Annotated in this window: 19 protein-coding genes and 1 tRNA gene; 14 read left to right on the top strand and 6 right to left on the bottom strand. The window is 39.0% G+C overall.

Annotated elements, in window-relative coordinates; genetic code table 11:
* The first annotated feature begins 11 nt into the window (after positions 1 to 11).
* The 4 genes from KH400_RS15400 to KH400_RS15385 all read left to right on the top strand — a co-directional run bounded on the left by KH400_RS15400 (position 12) and on the right by KH400_RS15385 (position 3,878).
* Positions 12 to 2,003 (top strand): PAS domain S-box protein, encoded by a 1,992-nt coding sequence (locus tag KH400_RS15400; RefSeq protein ID WP_217226077.1) that lies wholly within the window; start codon positions 12 to 14, stop codon positions 2,001 to 2,003.
* Positions 2,004 to 2,181: 178 nt separating this feature from the next.
* Positions 2,182 to 3,099, top strand: a complete 918-nt coding sequence (locus tag KH400_RS15395) for an aldo/keto reductase (protein ID WP_217226075.1) — start codon at positions 2,182 to 2,184, stop codon at positions 3,097 to 3,099.
* A gap of 25 nt (positions 3,100 to 3,124) precedes the next feature.
* Positions 3,125 to 3,631 (top strand): GNAT family N-acetyltransferase, encoded by a 507-nt coding sequence (locus KH400_RS15390; RefSeq protein ID WP_217226073.1) that lies wholly within the window; start codon positions 3,125 to 3,127, stop codon positions 3,629 to 3,631.
* Positions 3,632 to 3,734: 103 nt separating this feature from the next.
* Positions 3,735 to 3,878: a hypothetical protein gene (locus KH400_RS15385; RefSeq protein ID WP_217226071.1), complete on the top strand. Its 144-nt coding sequence runs from the start codon at positions 3,735 to 3,737 to the stop codon at positions 3,876 to 3,878.
* A gap of 58 nt (positions 3,879 to 3,936) precedes the next feature.
* On the opposite strand, the gene KH400_RS15380 is transcribed toward KH400_RS15385, so the two are convergent.
* Together KH400_RS15380 and KH400_RS15375 are read right to left on the bottom strand one after the other, a co-directional pair.
* Positions 3,937 to 4,011 (bottom strand) — tRNA-Asn (locus tag KH400_RS15380).
* 133 nt (positions 4,012 to 4,144) lie between these two features.
* Entirely contained in the window at positions 4,145 to 4,852 is a 708-nt protein-coding gene (locus tag KH400_RS15375; RefSeq protein WP_217226069.1) for a PIG-L deacetylase family protein, read from the bottom strand.
* A 481-nt stretch (positions 4,853 to 5,333) separates the two neighbouring features.
* Between KH400_RS15375 and KH400_RS15370 the strand changes: the two genes are divergently transcribed.
* The gene (locus tag KH400_RS15370; RefSeq protein WP_217226067.1) at positions 5,334 to 6,194 is read left to right on the top strand and encodes a Cof-type HAD-IIB family hydrolase; all 861 of its coding nucleotides are present in this window, start codon (positions 5,334 to 5,336) and stop codon (positions 6,192 to 6,194) included.
* A 106-nt stretch (positions 6,195 to 6,300) separates the two neighbouring features.
* Here the strand turns inward: KH400_RS15370 and KH400_RS15365 are convergent, their stop codons facing one another.
* Positions 6,301 to 7,533 (bottom strand): aminopeptidase, encoded by a 1,233-nt coding sequence (locus KH400_RS15365; RefSeq protein WP_217226065.1) that lies wholly within the window; start codon positions 7,531 to 7,533, stop codon positions 6,301 to 6,303.
* Positions 7,534 to 7,713: 180 nt separating this feature from the next.
* Here KH400_RS15365 and KH400_RS15360 point away from each other — a divergent pair, with 180 nt between their 5' ends.
* The 4 genes from KH400_RS15360 (at position 7,714) to KH400_RS15345 (ending at position 10,126) form a co-directional block, all read left to right on the top strand.
* Positions 7,714 to 8,055, top strand: coding sequence for a PilZ domain-containing protein (locus KH400_RS15360; protein ID WP_217226063.1), 342 nt, complete (start codon positions 7,714 to 7,716; stop codon positions 8,053 to 8,055).
* Positions 8,056 to 8,212: 157 nt separating this feature from the next.
* Complete coding sequence (locus KH400_RS15355; protein WP_217226061.1) at positions 8,213 to 8,539, top strand: YtxH domain-containing protein; 327 nt, start codon at positions 8,213 to 8,215, stop codon at positions 8,537 to 8,539.
* 389 nt (positions 8,540 to 8,928) lie between these two features.
* Positions 8,929 to 9,870: a DMT family transporter gene (locus KH400_RS15350; protein ID WP_217226059.1), complete on the top strand. Its 942-nt coding sequence runs from the start codon at positions 8,929 to 8,931 to the stop codon at positions 9,868 to 9,870.
* Between the two features lie 106 nt (positions 9,871 to 9,976).
* Positions 9,977 to 10,126, top strand: a complete 150-nt coding sequence (locus KH400_RS15345) for a YflJ family protein (RefSeq protein ID WP_217226057.1) — start codon at positions 9,977 to 9,979, stop codon at positions 10,124 to 10,126.
* Between the two features lie 45 nt (positions 10,127 to 10,171).
* Here KH400_RS15345 and KH400_RS15340 read toward each other — a convergent pair whose 3' ends face one another.
* Entirely contained in the window at positions 10,172 to 11,077 is a 906-nt protein-coding gene (locus KH400_RS15340; RefSeq protein ID WP_312889216.1) for a glycoside hydrolase domain-containing protein, read from the bottom strand.
* A 187-nt stretch (positions 11,078 to 11,264) separates the two neighbouring features.
* Between KH400_RS15340 and KH400_RS15335 the strand changes: the two genes are divergently transcribed.
* Positions 11,265 to 11,846 carry a hypothetical protein gene (locus KH400_RS15335; RefSeq protein WP_217226053.1) on the top strand — a complete coding sequence of 194 codons (582 nt, stop codon included), beginning with the start codon at positions 11,265 to 11,267 and terminating at the stop codon, positions 11,844 to 11,846.
* A gap of 68 nt (positions 11,847 to 11,914) precedes the next feature.
* Here KH400_RS15335 and KH400_RS15330 read toward each other — a convergent pair whose 3' ends face one another.
* Complete coding sequence (locus KH400_RS15330; RefSeq protein WP_217226051.1) at positions 11,915 to 12,700, bottom strand: HAD family hydrolase; 786 nt, start codon at positions 12,698 to 12,700, stop codon at positions 11,915 to 11,917.
* 142 nt (positions 12,701 to 12,842) lie between these two features.
* Here KH400_RS15330 and KH400_RS15325 point away from each other — a divergent pair, with 142 nt between their 5' ends.
* Entirely contained in the window at positions 12,843 to 13,799 is a 957-nt protein-coding gene (locus tag KH400_RS15325) for an FRG domain-containing protein (protein WP_217226048.1), read from the top strand.
* A gap of 107 nt (positions 13,800 to 13,906) precedes the next feature.
* Here the strand turns inward: KH400_RS15325 and KH400_RS15320 are convergent, their stop codons facing one another.
* The gene (locus KH400_RS15320) at positions 13,907 to 15,430 is read right to left on the bottom strand and encodes an S-layer homology domain-containing protein (protein WP_217226046.1); all 1,524 of its coding nucleotides are present in this window, start codon (positions 15,428 to 15,430) and stop codon (positions 13,907 to 13,909) included.
* A gap of 230 nt (positions 15,431 to 15,660) precedes the next feature.
* Between KH400_RS15320 and KH400_RS15315 the strand changes: the two genes are divergently transcribed.
* From KH400_RS15315 to treP, 3 genes are all read left to right on the top strand, one after another.
* Positions 15,661 to 16,056: a thiol-disulfide oxidoreductase DCC family protein gene (locus KH400_RS15315; protein ID WP_217226044.1), complete on the top strand. Its 396-nt coding sequence runs from the start codon at positions 15,661 to 15,663 to the stop codon at positions 16,054 to 16,056.
* A 597-nt stretch (positions 16,057 to 16,653) separates the two neighbouring features.
* Positions 16,654 to 17,154, top strand: coding sequence for a PTS sugar transporter subunit IIA (locus KH400_RS15310; protein WP_217226042.1), 501 nt, complete (start codon positions 16,654 to 16,656; stop codon positions 17,152 to 17,154).
* Positions 17,155 to 17,182: 28 nt separating this feature from the next.
* Positions 17,183 to 18,598: a PTS system trehalose-specific EIIBC component gene (gene treP / locus KH400_RS15305; protein ID WP_217226039.1), complete on the top strand. Its 1,416-nt coding sequence runs from the start codon at positions 17,183 to 17,185 to the stop codon at positions 18,596 to 18,598.
* Positions 18,599 to 18,656: the final 58 nt, after the last annotated feature.

Raw genomic sequence — 18,656 nt, 5'->3', positions numbered from 1 at the left:
GGGATATTGCTATGAATAACGATCGTAAGGTTAATATTTTATTAGTAGATGATCGACCAGAAAATTTACTAGCTTTGGAGGCGGTACTCGTATCCCCGAACTACAATTTGATAAAAGCTACCTCAGGAGAAGAAGCGTTAAAATTTGTATTGAAGTATGATTGTGCCGTCATTTTATTGGATGTTCAAATGCCTGGTCTTAATGGTTTTGAAACGGCGAAGCTGATAAAAAAAAGAGAAAGCTCTGCCCATATACCGATTATTTTCATCACAGCGATTAGTCAGGCCAATGAACATGTTTATCAAGGGTACTCAGTCGGTGCTGTCGATTATATTTTTAAGCCATTGAATCCTGATATTTTAAAGTCAAAAGTCGAAGCATTTGTGAAGTTACAACAATACCATGAACAGGTAAAGCAGCAATCATTTTTGCTACAACAGCACTCACAACAGTTAGAAAAAAATAACGAACAACTTCTCAAAACGACATCTGAATTAAGAAAAGCTGAAGCTTTAGCACGAGTGATTGGTGAAACTTCTTCCGATACAGTCGTGACCCTTGATGAGCATGGTGAAATCATCCAAGTTAATCCGATTGTTAAGGAGATGTTTGGGTACACCATTGAGGAGCTTGACGGCCAGTCAGTGCGTCTATTGTTGCCAAAGTTAAGGCCTGACATTCAACAACTTATCATAGATCCAGTCGATGAGGATCTTTTTTCGAAAGCAAAAACAGAGGCAATTGAATTAAAAGCTAAGCGACAGGATGAAAGCTTATTTCCTGCAGAAGTGAGAATTGGTGAAGCAGATGTTGAAGGTCAACAAATCTATGTTTGTTTTATTAAGGACATTACCGAACGTAAGCATATGGAGTTGAAATTACAGGAGCAATTTAACAATCTAGAACAACTTGTTGAAGAAAAAACTGAGGAGCTTGTTATAACTAATAAAGACCTTCGTCATTCACAGGAGCGGTTCCAAAAAATTGTTGAATCAAGCCCTAACTTAATTGCCATACGATCTCTTGAAGACGGAAGGTTTATTGATGTTAATGAGAGTTGGTTGCATTTTACAGATTATGTAAAGGAAGAAGTCGCCAATAAAACGAAGAACTTTTTACAGATCATTGCAGAACGAGACAATGATGATAAGTATACGACAAGTTTGGATTTAGAAAAATGTGTTCGTAATGCTAAAATACAGTACCTCACGAAGCATGGGCAAGTCCGCGAAGGTCTGCTATCAACTGAGGTTGTTGAGATACAGAATGAACGTTGCATTATTAGTGTCATCACTGATATTACTGATCGTGTTCATTTAGAAAAAGAGCTCGTACGATTAGATCGCCTTAATTTAATTGGAGAAATGGCAGCGGGGATCGCTCACGAAATTCGAAACCCGATGACAACAGTTCTTGGTTTCTTGCAAATTGCAAAGAGTGAAGATTTTTCACAACCACAGGAGTATGTGAATTTGATGATTGAGGAATTGAACCGAGCAAATGCGATTATTAAAGAATTCCTCACGCTTGCCAAAGATAAGGCGAGTGACCAAAAGTTAAAAGATCTCAATGTGATTGTTGATACCATTTATCCATTGCTTCAAGCAGAGGCTTTGCTTAGCAATAAAACAATCAACCTCAATTTAGGTGACATTCCGCAAGTATATCTTGATGAAAAGGAAATTAGGCAATTGATATTAAATATTGCGTTAAATGGTTTAGAAGCGATGTCTGAAGGTGGAGAATTAGAGATTGAAACGTATACTAGTGGACAATCAATTACGCTAAAAATAGCCGATCAAGGGCAAGGAATCCCTCAGGAGTTTCTTGAGAAAATCGGAACTCCATTCTTTACAACAAAAGATGAAGGTACTGGGTTAGGGTTAGCGGTTTGTTATAGCATTGCTTCGAGACACGAAGCGGAAATTGAATTGGAAACGAGTGATGAAGGAACGGCCTTCTACATAAAGTTTCAAAACGTAGCGATCCAAGCTGTTAATTAACCATAAATGGTCGTTTTATCTTGAAAACGAGTGTGAAATTTCTTTTCCACTCGTTTTTCTTGTTCTCCGTCACGTTAAAAATACGCCATTTTATTTTTTTATGAGTTGATCGATTTTAAAGATGATGCATTTTGTTGTACTCTTATTTTATAGTAGAAATTTAATTGGAGGATTATGTATGAAAAAAAACCGATTGGGTAGTAGTGAATTATACGTCAGTGAGATTGGGTTAGGCTGTATGTCTTTTACAAGTGAAAATGAAAAGAACTCAATTAAAATGATTGAAGCAGCGATCGAGCAAGGTGTTAACTTTTTGGATACGGCTGATTTATATGAATTTGGTCAAAATGAAGAGCTGGTTGCGAAGTCAATCAAAGGTAAGCGAGATCAAGTAATTCTTGCTACAAAAGTGGGAAATCGTCCGTATGGAGGCGGGAAAGAAGGTTGGTATTGGGATCCTTCAAAAGCGTATATTAAGGAAGCTGTGAAGGGAAGTCTAAAACGTTTGCAGACAGACTATATTGACTTGTATCAATTGCACGGGGGTACAATTGATGATCCGATTGAAGAAACGATCGAAGCTTTTGAGGAATTAAAACAAGAAGGTTTGATTCGATCTTATGGAATCTCCTCACTTAGACCTAATGTTATACGAGAATATGTGAATCACTCTTCAATTGATAGTGTGATGATGCCTTATAGTATCATTGATCAACGTCCAGAGGAGGAGATGCTCAACTTCCTACACAATAATCATGTGAGTGTCATTGCAAGAGGACCTTTGAGTAAGGGGATGCTTACCGAAAAATGGAGAAATAAACTTCCGAACGAGGAGTACCTAGAATACTCCCCTTCTGAATTGAAGGAGTTAATAACATATCTTGAATCGGAGGTGAGACATAACATCGGTCTCACTCAACTTGGGCTGCGTTATGCCCTCACTCATCCGGCAGTTGCTACGGTCATTCCTGGTGCAAGCCGACTAGAGCAATTACAAGATAATTTAAAAGCAAAGGATGTAGCGAACTTAACGGCTGAACAACTTCGTTCAATTAAAGAACATACAAAACGAAACACGTACAAGCTGCATCGTTAAAGCTAGATGTTTAAAAAAGGGGGAAATGGTAGTGGAGCTAACTATTCGTGAAGCAACTATAGAAGATTTACCTGAAATCGTCGCTATTTATAATGCGACGATCCCAGGGAGAATGGTCACAGCAGACCTAGAACCGGTCTCAGTTGAAAGTAGAAAAGAATGGTTTCATCAACACACGCCTAATTATAGACCATTGTGGGTTATGGAAACGGAAAATAAAATATGTGGTTGGTTGAGCCTTGAATCGTTTTATGGAAGACCAGCGTATCATGCAACCGCAGAAGTAAGTATTTATATTAAAGACTCTTTTACGGGAAAAGGGATCGGATCAACATTTCTTGAATATGCAATTGAGCAAGCACCAACCCTGGGCATAAAAACCATTCTTGGGTTTGTGTTTGGACATAATCGGCCGAGCTTACAATTATTTTATCGTTTTGGATTTGAAAAATGGGGGGAATTACCTAACGTAGCTGAGCTAGATGATGTTGAGCGAGACTTAGTGATTATCGGTAAGCGGATTGATACATAGAGGATAAGCCGTTCTAAAGCATTTTCTTTAGGGATTCCTATAATAGCAATGAATGACTCTTCCTTGTGGCTGGGTAAATTAAAGATGAAAGGAGGGCTTTTTTTTGAAAGAGAAAGAGGACAAGTTTCGCCTTACGTATGAATCTGATGGGAAGATGGGTAAGAACAAAAAGGAGCATAATGAGCAATCAAAAAAGCCAGAAGATGAGGCATCGATGTTTTTCAATACCACCCAATTTAGCGAATAATACCAAACCCTTGGCCATGTGCCAAGGGTTTGTGTGTGTATGTGCATTATATTGTTGTTGGCTCCACAGGCAGGATTCCAACCGGCGACTGATCGGTTAACAGCCGATAGCTCTACCACTGAGCTACTGTGGAATATGTCCCTATACAGTTTGACCATTCCAACTCAATTTTATCCATTGATGTTAATATTTCAAAGTTTAGCAAGGGGGATTTAAAAGCTAGGGCTGGTGTTTTAGTCTGTGGCCAGCCCTAAAGGTTGTTGTCATTAATTTGATGATTGTAGACCATCAGTTAGAAAGGTTTCTGTTTTTTGCGGCCAGTGTGTACCATCTTCCCACGCAAGAACAAAGTTTTCGTATTTCATTTCCAATGGTGCTTTTTCTAAAGTATTGACATCACCAAAGACTCTTTCGACGGAGAACGCTTGTGATTCATGGGCAAGAAGTGCTTGGATCTTTGTGTCCCAATGAGCAGAACCATTAAAACGGATCGTTGGTTTTACCTCTGTATTGGTTAAGCCTACAAAATAATATAACTTTTGCACAGATGGACACTTGTCACTTAATACGGCCTTCGTTGTTGCGACGTGAATGGCATCATGATCGGGGTGAGGCTCGCGTTCTCCAAAGGTTACAACAATCTTTGGTTGGTGTAAATTAAGGAATTCGGTGACGCTTTTTATCAACTCGTCTTCGTCTACTGTTTTTAAATTACTATCTGGATATTGCTCCTGTTTGAGGTCAGATAGATCCAAGATATTTGCTGCTTGCTGCATTTCTTTTATTCTTTTAGCTGCAAGCTCATCTTTTGACATGGGTCCAAGTCGCCCTGTTTTCCCAGCTTCTCCTTGGGTGGCTACATATAAAACCGCTTGAAACCCAGATTGAATGACTTCTTGTATTGTACATGCACTACCAAACGTTTCATCATCTGGGTGTGCTAACACCCATGCAACGGTTTGTTTATTGGTCATATTTAATTACCCCTATCTTTAGCGAAATATTATATAAAACCACTCGTTAATTTTAGCAACAATTCACAATTTATACAAAGATTATGTTTGCTAGGCGGGTGTTTATACGAATCTCTTAGTTAGGCATAAGATGTGGTTGGGTCATTAGAAAGAGAAAACTAACTGCACCTTAAGGAGGTCAATGGGTACCCTTACAGTAATGGGTGCAACAGGAGAACAGTGGGTCCTAGGAGCGGTGGGAGATCTACAGCGGAAAGTGAAGACAATTTATAAAAAAAATAAAAATTGCATTGAATTTAATTGAAAAGAAAAAATAAATAGGAGTTCTCATCGTAACGGATTACCACTTATAGGTGCAATATTACTGAAGTGAACGTTTACATATTGTACCTAGGGTGACTGTTACGTTGCTTTATATTTCTTTTTGCAGGGAGATAGGTGTTACAATACGAGTGATTAAATGAAAATAGAAGGTGAAATCATGGTAAAGTGTATTGCAATTGATATGGATGGTACATTGGTCAATAGTGAGTTGACGATTGCAAAGGAGAATTCAGAGGCGATTAAGGAAGCTCAAAAAAAAGGAATTGAGGTAGTGATCGCAACCGGAAGATCTTATCCTGAGGCTGAATATGTTTTAAAGGATGCTGGGATTAGGTGCCCAATGATCTGCATTAATGGCGCAGAAATTAGATCTGTAGAGGGAGAAATAATACATAAAGAGTCTATACCGCGACCACGTTTTATCGATATTAAGGATAGTTTGTCACAACAAAATATTTATTTTGAAGTCTATACGGATAGAGGAACCTATACAAGCGACTATGATAAGGCTTTAACGGTGATGACGGATATCTTTTTGAGTGCAGGCGAACAGAAAGATTATGCACAGTTGCTCGAAGGGGCAAAGGCACGCTTTGAGGAAGGAATTGTAACGTTAGTTGATCATTATGATCAACTTTTAACAGAGCGTGACCTACATTTTTATAAAGTACTAGCTTTTTCATTTGATGAACAGAAGGTGAGTGCTGCGAAAAATACCTTATACAAGTTTTCTGATCTTGCGGTAAGCTCTTCAGGGAAAGAAAATATAGAAATTACAACTTTAGGTGCCCAAAAAGGGGAAGCATTAACAGACTTTATTAACAAACGTCAGATTGCGATGGAACAAACCATGGCGATCGGTGATAATTACAATGACTTATCGATGCTAACTAAGGTTGGACATGCTGTTGCCATGGGGAATGCACCTGAAGAAATAAAAAAGAAGTGTGATGTGGTGACAGAAGACCATAACAATCACGGTGTGGCGAAAGCCATTTTCGATGTCATCAACGCATAGAATAGGGTGCTCTAGAGGTTATTTTGAACCTGTTAGAGCACCCTTTCTCGTTTATATCGATGTTTTTAGATTACAAATCTATCTTCACAGTTAAAGAGTTGATTTCTTAAAACGCCCAATTTCCCTTACGGAAGACGGGCTCTGTCGTACCATCAGCCAATTCGCCGTCGATGTCCATATCAGCTGTACCAATCATAAAATCAACGTGAGTAAGGCTTGTGTTTAAGCCGCTTTTATTCAACTCTTCTTTTGTCATCGTTTTCCCACCTTCAATGTTAAAGGCATAGGCACTACCAAGAGCTAGGTGGTTAGAAGCATTTTCATCGAAGAGCGTGTTATAGAAGATAATATTTGCATTTGATATCGGTGAATCATGTGGAACTAGGGCAATTTCTCCTAAGCGACGAGATCCTTCATCTGTCTCAATTAACTTTTTTAGTGTTTCATATCCCGATTCAGCACTGAAATCGACAACTTCACCATCTTTAAAAGTAAGAGAAAAGTTTTCAATTAGGTTACCAGCATAATTCAACGGTTTAGAACTACTTACAACGCCGTTGACACCGTCTTTATGTGGAGCTGTAAATACCTCTTCTGTTGGCATATTCGCAACAAAATACGTCCCTTTCTCGTTCGTGCTACCAGCACCCGCCCAAAGGTGATCTTCTGGCAGTTCAATTGATAAATCAGTTCCCGGGGCTTTGTAATGGAGCTTTTTATATTTTTTCTTGTTCAAGTATTCGACCTTCTCGGTTAAGGATCTCGTATGATCTTCCCAAGCCTTAACTGGCTCAGTAAGATTTGCTCTTGTTGCTTGAAAGATTGCATCCCATAATTTATTCATGGCCTCTTCTTCACTATTGTTAGGGAAAACTTTCATCGCCCATTCTGGTGAAGGAGTGGCGATCACTGTCCAACTTACTTTATCAGATTGAATGTATGATCGAAACGTTTCCATCGCGGTTCCCTGTGCCTTGTTGGCAGCTGCAATACGTTCAGGGTCAACCTCTTTAAATAAATCAGGGTTTGATGATTTAATGGTCATGAACGCAGCTCCATTTTCGGCCAACGTTTCAAACCCTTTTGCTTTCCATTCCGGAAACTCATGAAACGCTTCATCGGGTGCGTGTTTATATTTAATTAAACTTGTATGCTCATCATTCCATTCAACATGTACATTTTTCGCACCGGTTTCGTACGCTTTTTTGGCAATCGTTCGAACAAAATCTACAGCAGCGATTGGCGCATTGACAACAAGTGTTTGGTTCTCTTGAATGTTTACACCAACATTTACAGCTAATTCAGCATACTTTTCAAATCTTTCCTGAAATTGACTCATTTTTGCATAACCCTCACTTATTTTCATTTTCTTCCACTATATTGTATCAGCTTTTTGATAATGACAAAACTAAAGCAGTCGATGGCTGATGGACTATGTTATACTTTTATCACTAGAAGGTTAGAAAATTGGTGCTGCTAGGTATAAAATTTGATTATTAGAAAAATAGGAGTCATAACTATGAAATACAACCGACAAGAAGCTTATCGCTATGAATTTAAATCCCCTCTATCTTGTGAGTATTATATGCTTGGATCAAATGAACAAAAGCCATATAAAGGCGACATTATAAATTTGAGTCAAGAAGGGTTGAAAATGTCTGCAGGTACTGAATTAACTGACGAACAAAAAATCAGCTTGTCTTTTACTGTGTTTTCAAAACCTATAACCGTTGAAGCAAGCATTGTTTGGAAAAAGAAGTATGGAGATCGCTGGGTATACGGCATTGCATTAGACGCTGATGATACATTACAAACGGAAATCACTGAAGAAATCAAGCAATTTGTGAAAAATAATCAATAAAACCGTAGAGAAAGTGCCGTTTTTTGATGTGTGAAACTTGAGGTCCTGTAACATTCATTGTTGAAATTTTGTGAACGGGAAGGTATTTCCTTTTTTACCTAGAAAATGAACTATAGCAAAAATATTTTAAAAAATTCTAGGTATAGGGGTGTTGGACATGGCAGAACAAGAAAAAAATAATATGGATACGAAGGATTTTCTAATCGGTTCACTTGTCGGCGGGATCGTAGGGGCAGCTGTTGGGTTATTAATGGCTCCAAAAGCAGGTAAGGAACTTCGTGACGATTTAAATGTTCAAGTGACAAATGCAAAAGAAAAAACAGCTAAGTTTACGGATAAAATTCGCGAAAGACGTGTCGCAGACGAGGTCGAAGAAGAAATTGGGCCTGTTGCAATCGAAACTTCTGAAAATAGTGAATCAGCTGAAGAGAGTGAAGAACAAGTAGTCAACGAAGAAGCGGCAGCAACAAAGGAAGACAACTAAGGATAGTAATGAACTGCATGACAAGGTCGTGCAGTTTTCTTTTTGTTGCTGTGCGACTAGCGGCTGATGTATAAGTCGAGTGCTCGTTTTATAATGAACATGCTACAGCCGTATACGTTTTGTTTTTTAGGATTTATTACTATTTCCACGGTATCGAATCTCAGAACATTTACTGCCACTGGTGTCCAATTAATGTTAAAGTTAGTGTAGAAAGAGCTTTTCTAGTGAGTTTGTAGAAGACCAACGACGTGAATCTCGGCATGATCGTAATGGTTATCCTCGTCATCATTGCTAAAGACGTATATTGGATGTATGTACGAGAACGGAATGAAAGGGATTAAAATATGAAACGTTAGAATATCGATTGATCGGAAGGAGGTAAGAGAAATATGTTCACGAGTAAATGGTTTATTGCTCTAATTACTTTATTATTAACGATGGTTTGGGGCTATGCTTGGGTACTAATGAAAGTATCTCTTGAATATATGGGCCCGTTTACGTTTAATACATTACGCTTTTTCGTCGGTACAATTACATTACTTGTAATTTTACTCTTCATAGGAAAGTTACGTTTGCAAAGGTTGCGTTCGTTACGATGGCGACCATTACTTATTTTAGGATTGCTGCAAACGGCATTGGTATATGCATTAGTGATGTATGGAATGCGTTTTGTTGATGCAGGGAAGGCCTCGATCCTTCTATATACGATGCCGATGTGGAGTACCGTATTAGCCTTTTATTTTTTAGGGGAGAAGTTAACGAGGAAACATGTAATTGGATTATTAGTAGGGATGACGGGGTTAATGTTCATTGTAGGGACAGATATTTGGGTAAGTACGGATCGTTCTGTTGTATTTGGAATGAGCTTAATTCTCATTGCTTCACTTGTATGGTCAGCTGCCAATATTTATTATCAAAAAACGTTTGCAAAGGATCACCGTGTCGAAGTAAATGCCTATCAAATGTTGGCCGGAACCATAGGGCTATGTATTGTTACCGTCTTTTTAGAATGGGGAGAGCCGATTGTTTGGACACCGATCAGCATGATTGCCATTCTTTTTAATGGGGTGTTTGCCTCTGCTCTATGTTTTACGATTTGGTACTACTTATTAACGGTGATGCGTACCGTAACTGCGACAATTTCTTCGCTGCTTGTGCCTGCTTTTGGTGTTTTTTTCGGCTGGATGTTTCTAGATGAAGCGATTACTGCGAGCGTCATCATTGGAGCTGGATTAATATTAGGAGGCATTGTTATCTCCCAAGTGACGATTCGTTCGAAACAAGGAACCATTATGAACCAGAAAGCACCAGGACATACATATGATCAATGAAAGTAGGAAAAAAAGTTGGTTTAATTATTTGCCTGTCCTATGTTATCCTCGCGGTGAGGTGGAACACTTGAGTTTTACGATCCTTTACAAGGGGGCTTGTCATTTTATGGCACACATCGGCTCAAAAGGATGGTATGTGGAACGGTTAAAAGAAGAAGGGATTCGCTATCATCAGGGAAAAAAACTAGAAAGGTACAAAACCCATGTGCTAGCAAACTTGTACGCAAAACAAACCTCAGGTGAAAACAGAAACTAATGATCAAAGCGGGTGTCCCAGTAACCGAGACACTCGCTTCTTTTATTACCATAAATAGTCTACTAGTTCGCTAGAAAATAGATTCGTATCAATGTTACATGCCTCAGATTCTATCCCATATTGCCATCCCCAAGCGAGTGAGCCTTCAGGTGCAGCTGGTTGGTACTCAGGTGCGTTTTCTTCAGTTGTAATTCCAATCTGTGGTTGATGGGTCCAAATCACGGTATGGTCTTGAATCTCTGCCTGTTCAGAAGCTGCCTGTTGGAAAGCGTGGTGAATATCACCATCTTCCGAGAAGTCGCCATAAATACCTGCTTCATAAACGGATTCGGCTAGTGTATCATACCAGCCGGTAATAAAGTCTGCATCAATCGGATATTCGGGCTCGACATTGGCAAAGAGGGCAACACCTTCAGGAATGGAAAGTTCATTCGCTAGGGCAATGGCCTGTTCTGCTTCCTGAACGCCTCTTTCATATGTTGTTCCGTCAGTGAAATGATTGTAAATAACAAGGATTTGTATTCTTTGGTCATGAAGAAGGTTGATCTCATCAGTTGTTAGCCCATAGGATACACCTTCTTTATCACCTAAATATCTTCCCCATATTTCAGGTTCACCGAAGTTCGTCGTCACACATTGATAGAAGTCTTCTGTCGTTCTGCTTGCGGAATCAACACCCCAAATGAACTCCACATCCTCATTCGTATCTCCTCTAGCGGGTTGAGTTTGATCATTGTGAGACTGTTCCTCTTGATTCTCTTGATCAGTACCTTGATCTCGATCATCTGTCGTTTCTTGCGGCTGTTCATCGTCAACTACGCTTTCCTCTTCATTTATTGGTTGTTCAGAGCCGAGCTCCTCATCTTTATCGAAAACGACGAATAGAAAAAATGTCGCGATTCCTACGATAAATGATAGTGTTAGTACCCAAAATTGTTTAGTAAAGTTCACGACCATCCCCCTTAAATTTGGAAATCGCTATATCCTATTAAGGGAGAGTCTTACTTGTGTAGGCGCTAGCATAGGAGTAATAAGTTGTAATCGATGGGCCCCATGTGTTCTGCCAGAGCGTAAGGGTATATTAGACGCTAAAAAAAAAATCATGTATGATAGGGGGATGAGAAAGAGGGGGATAACGATGATTTACTACGACAACACGTATAAGCAAATTCTTACACCAGTGTGCCGTGAATGTCCTGATGACTATTTCTCTTGTCGTGCCAAAGGATTGCCAGACGTAGGTTGTTGCAGTTACTCGCCAACGTTTACGTTGTTTGAACTTTATAAAATCGTAAAGGATCAACGGTATGATCTTATTGATCGCTTATCCCGTAATCATAACGTAACATGGAACAGATATGAGGTGATCGTTCATGCAAATATAGACACTTCATTTTTTGAGATTGACCTTTCGCCATTATCAACGATCGAACAAGATGATTTAAAATTGCAGCATTCGGTATGTCAATTTTTTATAGAAGGAAAGGGTTGTGGGTTAGACCCAACGTATAAAACAAGTGTTTGTCGCTCATTCTTTTGTACAACGGTTGAAGATAGGCTTTCGTTAGACGAGGGAGTTCAGATTGGTGCTGCGGTTAAGGAGATTAAAGCAGATGCAGAGATGTTTAACAATTTTCATGAGAGAGAATTGAAGATACGAAACGTTACACTTAAGGATAACTTTGGCGAAGTGATCAACTATTTGAAGGAAATTCACTAACGAACTTAAGAATAGGGATGTCTGATATGATGAAATTCATTTCAGACATCCCTTTTTTAGTAAATCAACTAGATTTGTTCAAGGATACGTGGCAATTCTTTTAGTCGACTAACCTCATAGGTAGGTGTAATTCCTGTATCATTGTCAATGGCATGATGGTTAATCCAAACATTTTTCATGTCAATTCGATTTGAACCGAGAATATCGGTATGCAGGTTATCCCCTACCATAATCGCTTCGTCTTTTTGAAGTGACATTAAGAAAAGTGCATGTTCAAAAATAGCTGGATCGGGTTTTCCGCGTCCAAACGCACCTGAGACAAGAATATGGTCAAAATAAGGGACGAGCTCTGGTGTCAGATCGAGCTTTTCATTTTGAAGCGTCGGTGATCCGTTCGTTAACAATAGTAGTTGATACTTTTCTTTTAGTTCATCTAACACTTGGAAGGTTTCTTCATAGACAAATGGTAGCTTGCGACGGTGGGCAGGGAATAATTCGCCGAGCTCTGCACCAAAGCTTGGATCATCAATGCCCAATGCCTTCAATCCGTTTGTCCAAGCTTTTTTTCGGTATGTAGGAACAATCTCTCTCATCTTGCGAAAATCTTTGTTAATTTTATCTGTGAAATCGCCCCAGAGGCCTTCAAATGGATTAATTCCAATCATTTTTGTGAACTCATACGTTTCATAAGAAGCATAGAGCTCTCGTGCTGATTGGCGGACAGCCTCTTCTAATTCAATTGGATCAAGGTCATATTTTTTAGTTGCATCTTCGCATGTTGCCTTAAAGGCTTCTTTAATACTTTTCTTATCCCAAAGTAACGTATCGTCTAAATCAAAAAATACAGCTTTCATTTTCCATCTACCTTCCTCACTTTAGTCTAGACTATTTTTTATCATTCTATCATAGATTAAGAGCTGACGGCGTTAGAAATGGCAAGAAGAATCGAAAAAAACAAAACAATGTCGCCGAGTAAAAAAACTACATGCTTTCGCAATGAAAACAGATAAAATCGTCAATGATAAAAAGAATGGTGGAAAAGTTTACGGCATAGGTTGGTGTTTATTTATGAGTGATCAACGGTTAAACATTAGTGATTATTTCTTTTCAGAACAATGGATAAAAATATTAGATGAGGTCACGTTTTTCTCAAAGAAAAGTAGGGGTGTTTGGTACCGCGGTCAAAATAACAACCGTGCGAAAGGTGGGGAGTGTTATCGTCTTCAATCAGGGTTGTTCCGGATGGATATGTCTGTCGATCAACTCTTAGAATGGGAACAAGTTAGCTATAAGCGTTTTTTAGAGAATGGATTTGAATTACATAAAACTACTAATGAATGGGATTTGTTATATTTAATGCAGCATTACGGTGTGAAAACAAGACTTCTTGATTGGACGGAATCATTTGCAGTGGCACTCTATTTTGCTACAAGAAACTGGACAGAAAAAAATGAATGCAGTGTCTGGCTGCTCGACCCTTATCGTTTAAACGAAATCTTCCATGGTACAAAAAACTTAATAAGTATGCCGCGGGAATCATCATTTCTAGAAGAGCGTACGTCGTTTGCAAAAACACTCGCCTTATTTCCCTATATGAACTCCTCTCGTAGTATGAACCAAAAGGGAATCTTCACACTGCAAGGGAACACAAAACTCGGATTAGAAGAGGAAGAAGAGGGGATTTTATTTGATAAAAAAATTGTTAAGCATATTCACTTAAAGCCAGACCTAAAAAATGATATTAAGATGTTTTTGGAATTAAGTGGGATTAATCATTTCACATTATTTCCTGACCTTGATGGTTTAGCTAGTTTTGTTAACCAATGGACAACCGAAGATATTCATAAAAAGGATGTCAATATTCCGTGGGAGAAAGCTGATGACTACGAGTTTATTCGCGATTCACCGCAAGGGTCGATTCATTGGGAAGAGGATAAAGATACGTATCGTTAACCTTTTAAGTTGAATATAGTAGCAGAAAGAAAAATGGCTGACCCATTGTCAAAGTCGTATTGCTTTAACGAGGAAAATGGCGACATTTGGGTCAGCTAATTGTAAGGTTATTGTGTACGGAATTGCTCATCTAACGCACGAGCCATAAATACCGCATATTGCGTTCGTGTTACAGGTTCATTTGGACCAAAGGTTGTTTCTGTCATCCCGGCGACAATTCCACTTCTATAGAGCTTGTCTATGGAAGACTCGTACCAGGTGCCAGTTTTTATATCAGTAAATGGAGGTGCGTCTTCAATTACCGTTCGGAATTGATAGAGACGGTCTAGTAAAACAGCCATTTGAGCCCTTGTTAGGCTTTCATCAGGTCCGAACGAATGCTCAGCTAAGCCGGTGAAAATACCTTCATCGACTGTGGCAGCAATGGCATGATAGAAATAATGCGTTGTCGGAACATCTGAAAAGGAGGGATCAGAACGGTTTGATGTTGAAAGCCCTTCGGCACGACTTAGCATGGCAGCTGCTTGAGCTCTTGTTATAGCAGTGTCTCCATGGAAATGTCCATCAGGATAGCCACCAACAATCCCTTCACGATTTAAATAGTATATTTCTTTTGCAGCCCAATGGTCAGTAGGGATGTCACTAAAGATTTGTTTCGGCTGCTCGACAACTTCTTCTTGGTGGGTTGTTATGCTCTCAAGATATCCAGATGCAACAAAGCCTGTTGTACCACTTTCCTGTTCAATGGGATACCATACAAAATGATTTGAACTAGATGCCGTTTGATCGTAGCTAAAATCACCGGTAATCGTTACGATTTCATTCGGTTCGAGCCTAGTAATCGAATGACTATTTGTTGTAGGGTGCTCCCGAAGATGTGGAGTGCCCCCCTTTACTTGGACTTGATCTCCTGTAGAAAATAAATGCTTTGTCTGTGTAACAGGTTCTATGTCATAGGCTTTCGTTACAAATTCAATATTGTCTGTTTTGGTTGGGTCATAGTTGAAATCTGTTGTTGAGAACAAAAATGGTTCAAAGGAAAGTAAGCTAAATTTCTCCATCGCTTGAAAGACCTTTTCTTGATAAGCGTCTGTGTTTCGCATTCCCGTTTGTTGCACAACAGGGCTGTTTACGGGTTTAATTCCATTATAGCCCATGACGGCAAAGTACCAATTCTCAATATCTTGCCATGCTTGGTCATTGACTGTTGGCAGGTAGATTGCATGAAACATTTCATGCAATCGTTCCACACCTGCAGTAATATTTTCGAGCAGATCATATTTTAAGTCTTTGGCGTCATAATCTCCTAAAGTAGTTATTTGCATAAGGCCGATGCCGCCATCATCTGAAATGATAGGTTCGTTATTTTCATCAAAGTGCTTCCAACCCCCATTTTCAACGTGTGCTACTGCTTTTACAATTTCGGGCGGCACGTTATATTGCAAAGCCGTTTCGGTTAGTAAACAATTGACCGTTTGTTTATCCGGGTTTTCACCAATGATCGGTTCATAGTCACATGCCTCTGCAATAGCTGTAGAAGCATTTACGGTTTGTCCACTCACAGCAGCAGTCAGAATAATAGCAGCAGTTCCTTGAATGAAGTGTCTACATACATTCTTAAATCGATTCATCAATTCTCATCTCCCCATTCAATAGAACTAGTTTACGAATCGTATTAAATACCAGTTTAATAGATTTTATTAAAAATAAAAAGAGAGATTAGTGAAAATTAGTATGGAATAATTAGAGTGAACGTACTTAAAGCAAAACGATGAGCTTGTTTTCTTGTGTATGTTAAGATTAGTTTAAAGGAATTGAATTCTAGTGATTTATGAGTTGTTGACGGAGAAGGGGTGAACAAATGGGTGCAGTGATTTTATTTGATGGAGAATGTAGCTTATGTAACATAAGTGTTCAGTTTATTATCAAAAGGGACCCTAGTGGTTATTTTCAATTCGCCTCTTTACAAAGTCAGGTTGGCCAAACGCTTTTAAAAGAGCATGGAATTGAACCAACGGTAACTAGTTTAGTTGTATTTGATGCAGATACTTATGCCTTAAAGTCTTCAGCTGTTATACAGATATGCAAGCACTTGACACAACCTTGGAAGCTTTTTACGGTCTTTCGTTTTATTCCCCTCTCGTTTCGAGATTTTCTGTATGATCTTGTTTCCAAAAACCGTAAAAAAATTGTCCGTGCCGAAGTGAAGAGCTGTATGCTGCCTACAACAGAACTAAAAAAACGCTTCTTAGACTAAGCGATTTATCGGTAAGTTTTATTAGCGTAGGTTTTGTGGTGTTGCTTTTATGTAATGGTATGACCAAACTGCCGCGGAATAATCTCGGTAATTCTTGTACAAACCTTAAATAACGAAAGCCCTGCCTCTCTTTCATCCTTACGGCTCCTTGGCCGTGCCAGTGAAAATAAGGGATTTTGAACGTATGATACAGGGATAAAAGTTTGGTCATTATCAATGAAGATATTTCATAAACAGAGGGATTTTTGATTGCGTGGTGAATTTAAAGAGGAACAAATATTATTATACTATAAAGAATTAAAAATAACAACATTGATTGTAGAGTCTTCACTATAGAAAAGTGGGGGCTCTTTTTCATTTTGTAATGGTTGTGAAATAAATACGTGAGTTCTTTTGGAATAGTTGCGTTGAAATTAGAAAAACCTAGGATGAGAAATAGAAATCCATTGCTTCCTAGCTCAAATTAAAGTTAATGACACCAATGATTTGTCCCAAAAAATCAAGAAAAATTTATTGACTAAACTTGTATATACAGGTTAAGCTTATTTTGCTTGTATATACAAGTGAGATGAAAGCGATTCATTAGGAGGTCTAGCAATGCTAAAGAAATTATTTGGAAAAAAAGAAAAACAAACTGAGGAAAAGATTTTATCACCAATAAATGGGAAAGTTATTGAAATTGAACAAGTTCCTGATCCAACGTTTGCACAAAAGATGATGGGTGAAGGTGTGGCAATCGAACCTGCAGATGGTACGGTTGTTTCTCCAGTTGACGGTGAAATTATTCAATTCTTCCATACGAAACATGCCATCGGTATACGTTCACAAACAGGTCTTGAGCTATTAATTCATGTCGGATTAGAGACGGTAGCTATGAATGGTGAAGGGTTTGAAGGTCATGTAAAGGAAGGAGATAAGGTAAAAGTAGGAGATAAATTAATTAGCTGTGACTTAGATCTTATTAAAGAAAAGGCAGCAAGTACGATCACACCTGTCGTCATTACGAACAGTGATATTGTTGAAAAGCTAGATAAACATCACGAAGAACAAGCCAAAAGCGCACAAACGACAGTAATGGAAGTCAAAGTTAAAGCATGATTTTGTGCGTGATGAGGGGGATAGAAACATGGGTGTGAAAAAACAAGAGGTTGAAGCGATCGTACAGGCGATCGGTGGAAAAGATAATATACAAGCTGCAACCCATTGTGTTACGCGGCTAAGGTTTGCCCTTAAAGACGAAAGTATTGTCGACCAAGAGGCACTTGAAAAGAACGATTTAGTCAAAGGTTCATTTTCAACAAACGGTCAATATCAAGTTGTTATTGGTCAAGGAACGGTTAATGAAGTGTATAAACAAATCGTTGAGATTACAGGGATTGGTGAAGCATCTAAGGATGAAGTGAAAGATGCAGCGGGAAAAAAACTAAATCCTCTTCAACGTGCGATTAAAACCTTAGGAGATATTTTCATCCCGATATTACCAGCCATCGTTACAGCTGGTTTATTAATGGGGATTAACAACATTCTTACAGGTCCTGGGATTTTTTATGATGGTCAATCCGTCATTGATGTTCACCCTCAATGGGCAGATTTTGCTGATATTATTAACTTAATTGCAAATACCGCCTTCACCTTTCTCCCAGCCCTGATCGGTTGGTCGGCAGTCAAACGATTTGGGGGAAGCGAACTGTTAGGGATCGTCCTCGGTCTGATGCTCGTTCACCCTGATTTATTAAATGCATGGGCATATGGTGAAGCAGAGGCAGCAGGTACGATTCCGGTTTGGAACCTGTTTGGGTTTGAAATTGAAAAGGTCGGTTATCAAGGACAAGTATTACCAGTCTTAGTGTCTGCTTATGTGTTAGCGAAAATTGAAATGGCATTAAATAAGCGGGTAGCGGATGCATATAAAATGCTCGTTGTCGCTCCGATTGCTTTACTTCTTACAGGATTTATTGCCTTTATTGCTATTGGACCAATCACATTTTTAGTGGCTAATGCGCTGACGTCAGCGTTTGTCGGTATCTTTGATTTTGCACCTGCGATTGGTGGATTAGTCTACGGTACCCTTTATGCGCCATTAGTGATTACAGGGATGCATCACACGTTCCTAGCAGTGGATCTTCAATTGATTGCAAGTATAGGTGGAACGTTCCTATGGCCAATGTTAGCTCTATCAAATATCGCTCAAGGCTCAGCAACACTTGCGATGATGAAGATAGCTAAAGATGAGAAGTTAAAAGGGTTATCGATGACATCGTCAATTTCTGCTTATTTAGGAATTACAGAGCCAGCGATGTTTGGGGTTAACTTACGATATAAATATCCATTTATTGCGGCGATGATTGGTTCTGGGATTGCTGGGTTGTTTATTACAATCAATGCAGTTCGAGCAGCTTCAGTAGGTGTTGGTGGCTTGCCGGCATTTCTATCGATATTCCCAGAATTTTGGGGCTCATTCTTTATCGGTATGGCCATAGCGATTGTTGTTCCATTCGTATTAACGTACGGTTACGCAAAAATTAAGAAGTACGAACATTAAACAAAAAATAGAGGCTGGGACAATAGGTTTGTTTTTACCTTTTTTCCCAGCCTCGATG

Origin of the sequence: Desertibacillus haloalkaliphilus (assembly GCF_019039105.1) — a bacterium.
Taxonomy (GTDB): domain Bacteria; phylum Bacillota; class Bacilli; order Bacillales; family KJ1-10-99; genus Desertibacillus; species Desertibacillus haloalkaliphilus.
Note: the sequence above shows the minus strand (reverse complement) of the source record. Positions and strands in the feature narration are given on the sequence as shown.

Excerpts from the sequence above, each read along its gene's own strand:
- KH400_RS15310 (WP_217226042.1), top strand. The coding sequence starts at position 16,654 with ATGCTAAAGAAATTATTTGGAAAAAAAGAAAAACAAACTGAGGAAAAG.
- KH400_RS15355 (WP_217226061.1), top strand. The coding sequence starts at position 8,213 with ATGGCAGAACAAGAAAAAAATAATATGGATACGAAGGATTTTCTAATC.
- KH400_RS15345 (WP_217226057.1), top strand. The coding sequence starts at position 9,977 with ATGGCACACATCGGCTCAAAAGGATGGTATGTGGAACGGTTAAAAGAA.
- KH400_RS15325 (WP_217226048.1), top strand. The coding sequence starts at position 12,843 with ATGAAAACAGATAAAATCGTCAATGATAAAAAGAATGGTGGAAAAGTT.
- KH400_RS15370 (WP_217226067.1), top strand. The coding sequence starts at position 5,334 with ATGGTAAAGTGTATTGCAATTGATATGGATGGTACATTGGTCAATAGT.
- KH400_RS15320 (WP_217226046.1), bottom strand. The coding sequence starts at position 15,430 with ATGAATCGATTTAAGAATGTATGTAGACACTTCATTCAAGGAACTGCT.
- KH400_RS15365 (WP_217226065.1), bottom strand. The coding sequence starts at position 7,533 with ATGAGTCAATTTCAGGAAAGATTTGAAAAGTATGCTGAATTAGCTGTA.
- KH400_RS15335 (WP_217226053.1), top strand. The coding sequence starts at position 11,265 with ATGATTTACTACGACAACACGTATAAGCAAATTCTTACACCAGTGTGC.
- KH400_RS15330 (WP_217226051.1), bottom strand. The coding sequence starts at position 12,700 with ATGAAAGCTGTATTTTTTGATTTAGACGATACGTTACTTTGGGATAAG.
- KH400_RS15390 (WP_217226073.1), top strand. The coding sequence starts at position 3,125 with ATGGTAGTGGAGCTAACTATTCGTGAAGCAACTATAGAAGATTTACCT.
- KH400_RS15395 (WP_217226075.1), top strand. The coding sequence starts at position 2,182 with ATGAAAAAAAACCGATTGGGTAGTAGTGAATTATACGTCAGTGAGATT.
- KH400_RS15315 (WP_217226044.1), top strand. The coding sequence starts at position 15,661 with ATGGGTGCAGTGATTTTATTTGATGGAGAATGTAGCTTATGTAACATA.
- KH400_RS15400 (WP_217226077.1), top strand. The coding sequence starts at position 12 with ATGAATAACGATCGTAAGGTTAATATTTTATTAGTAGATGATCGACCA.
- KH400_RS15360 (WP_217226063.1), top strand. The coding sequence starts at position 7,714 with ATGAAATACAACCGACAAGAAGCTTATCGCTATGAATTTAAATCCCCT.
- KH400_RS15350 (WP_217226059.1), top strand. The coding sequence starts at position 8,929 with ATGTTCACGAGTAAATGGTTTATTGCTCTAATTACTTTATTATTAACG.
- KH400_RS15375 (WP_217226069.1), bottom strand. The coding sequence starts at position 4,852 with ATGACCAATAAACAAACCGTTGCATGGGTGTTAGCACACCCAGATGAT.
- treP (WP_217226039.1), top strand. The coding sequence starts at position 17,183 with ATGGGTGTGAAAAAACAAGAGGTTGAAGCGATCGTACAGGCGATCGGT.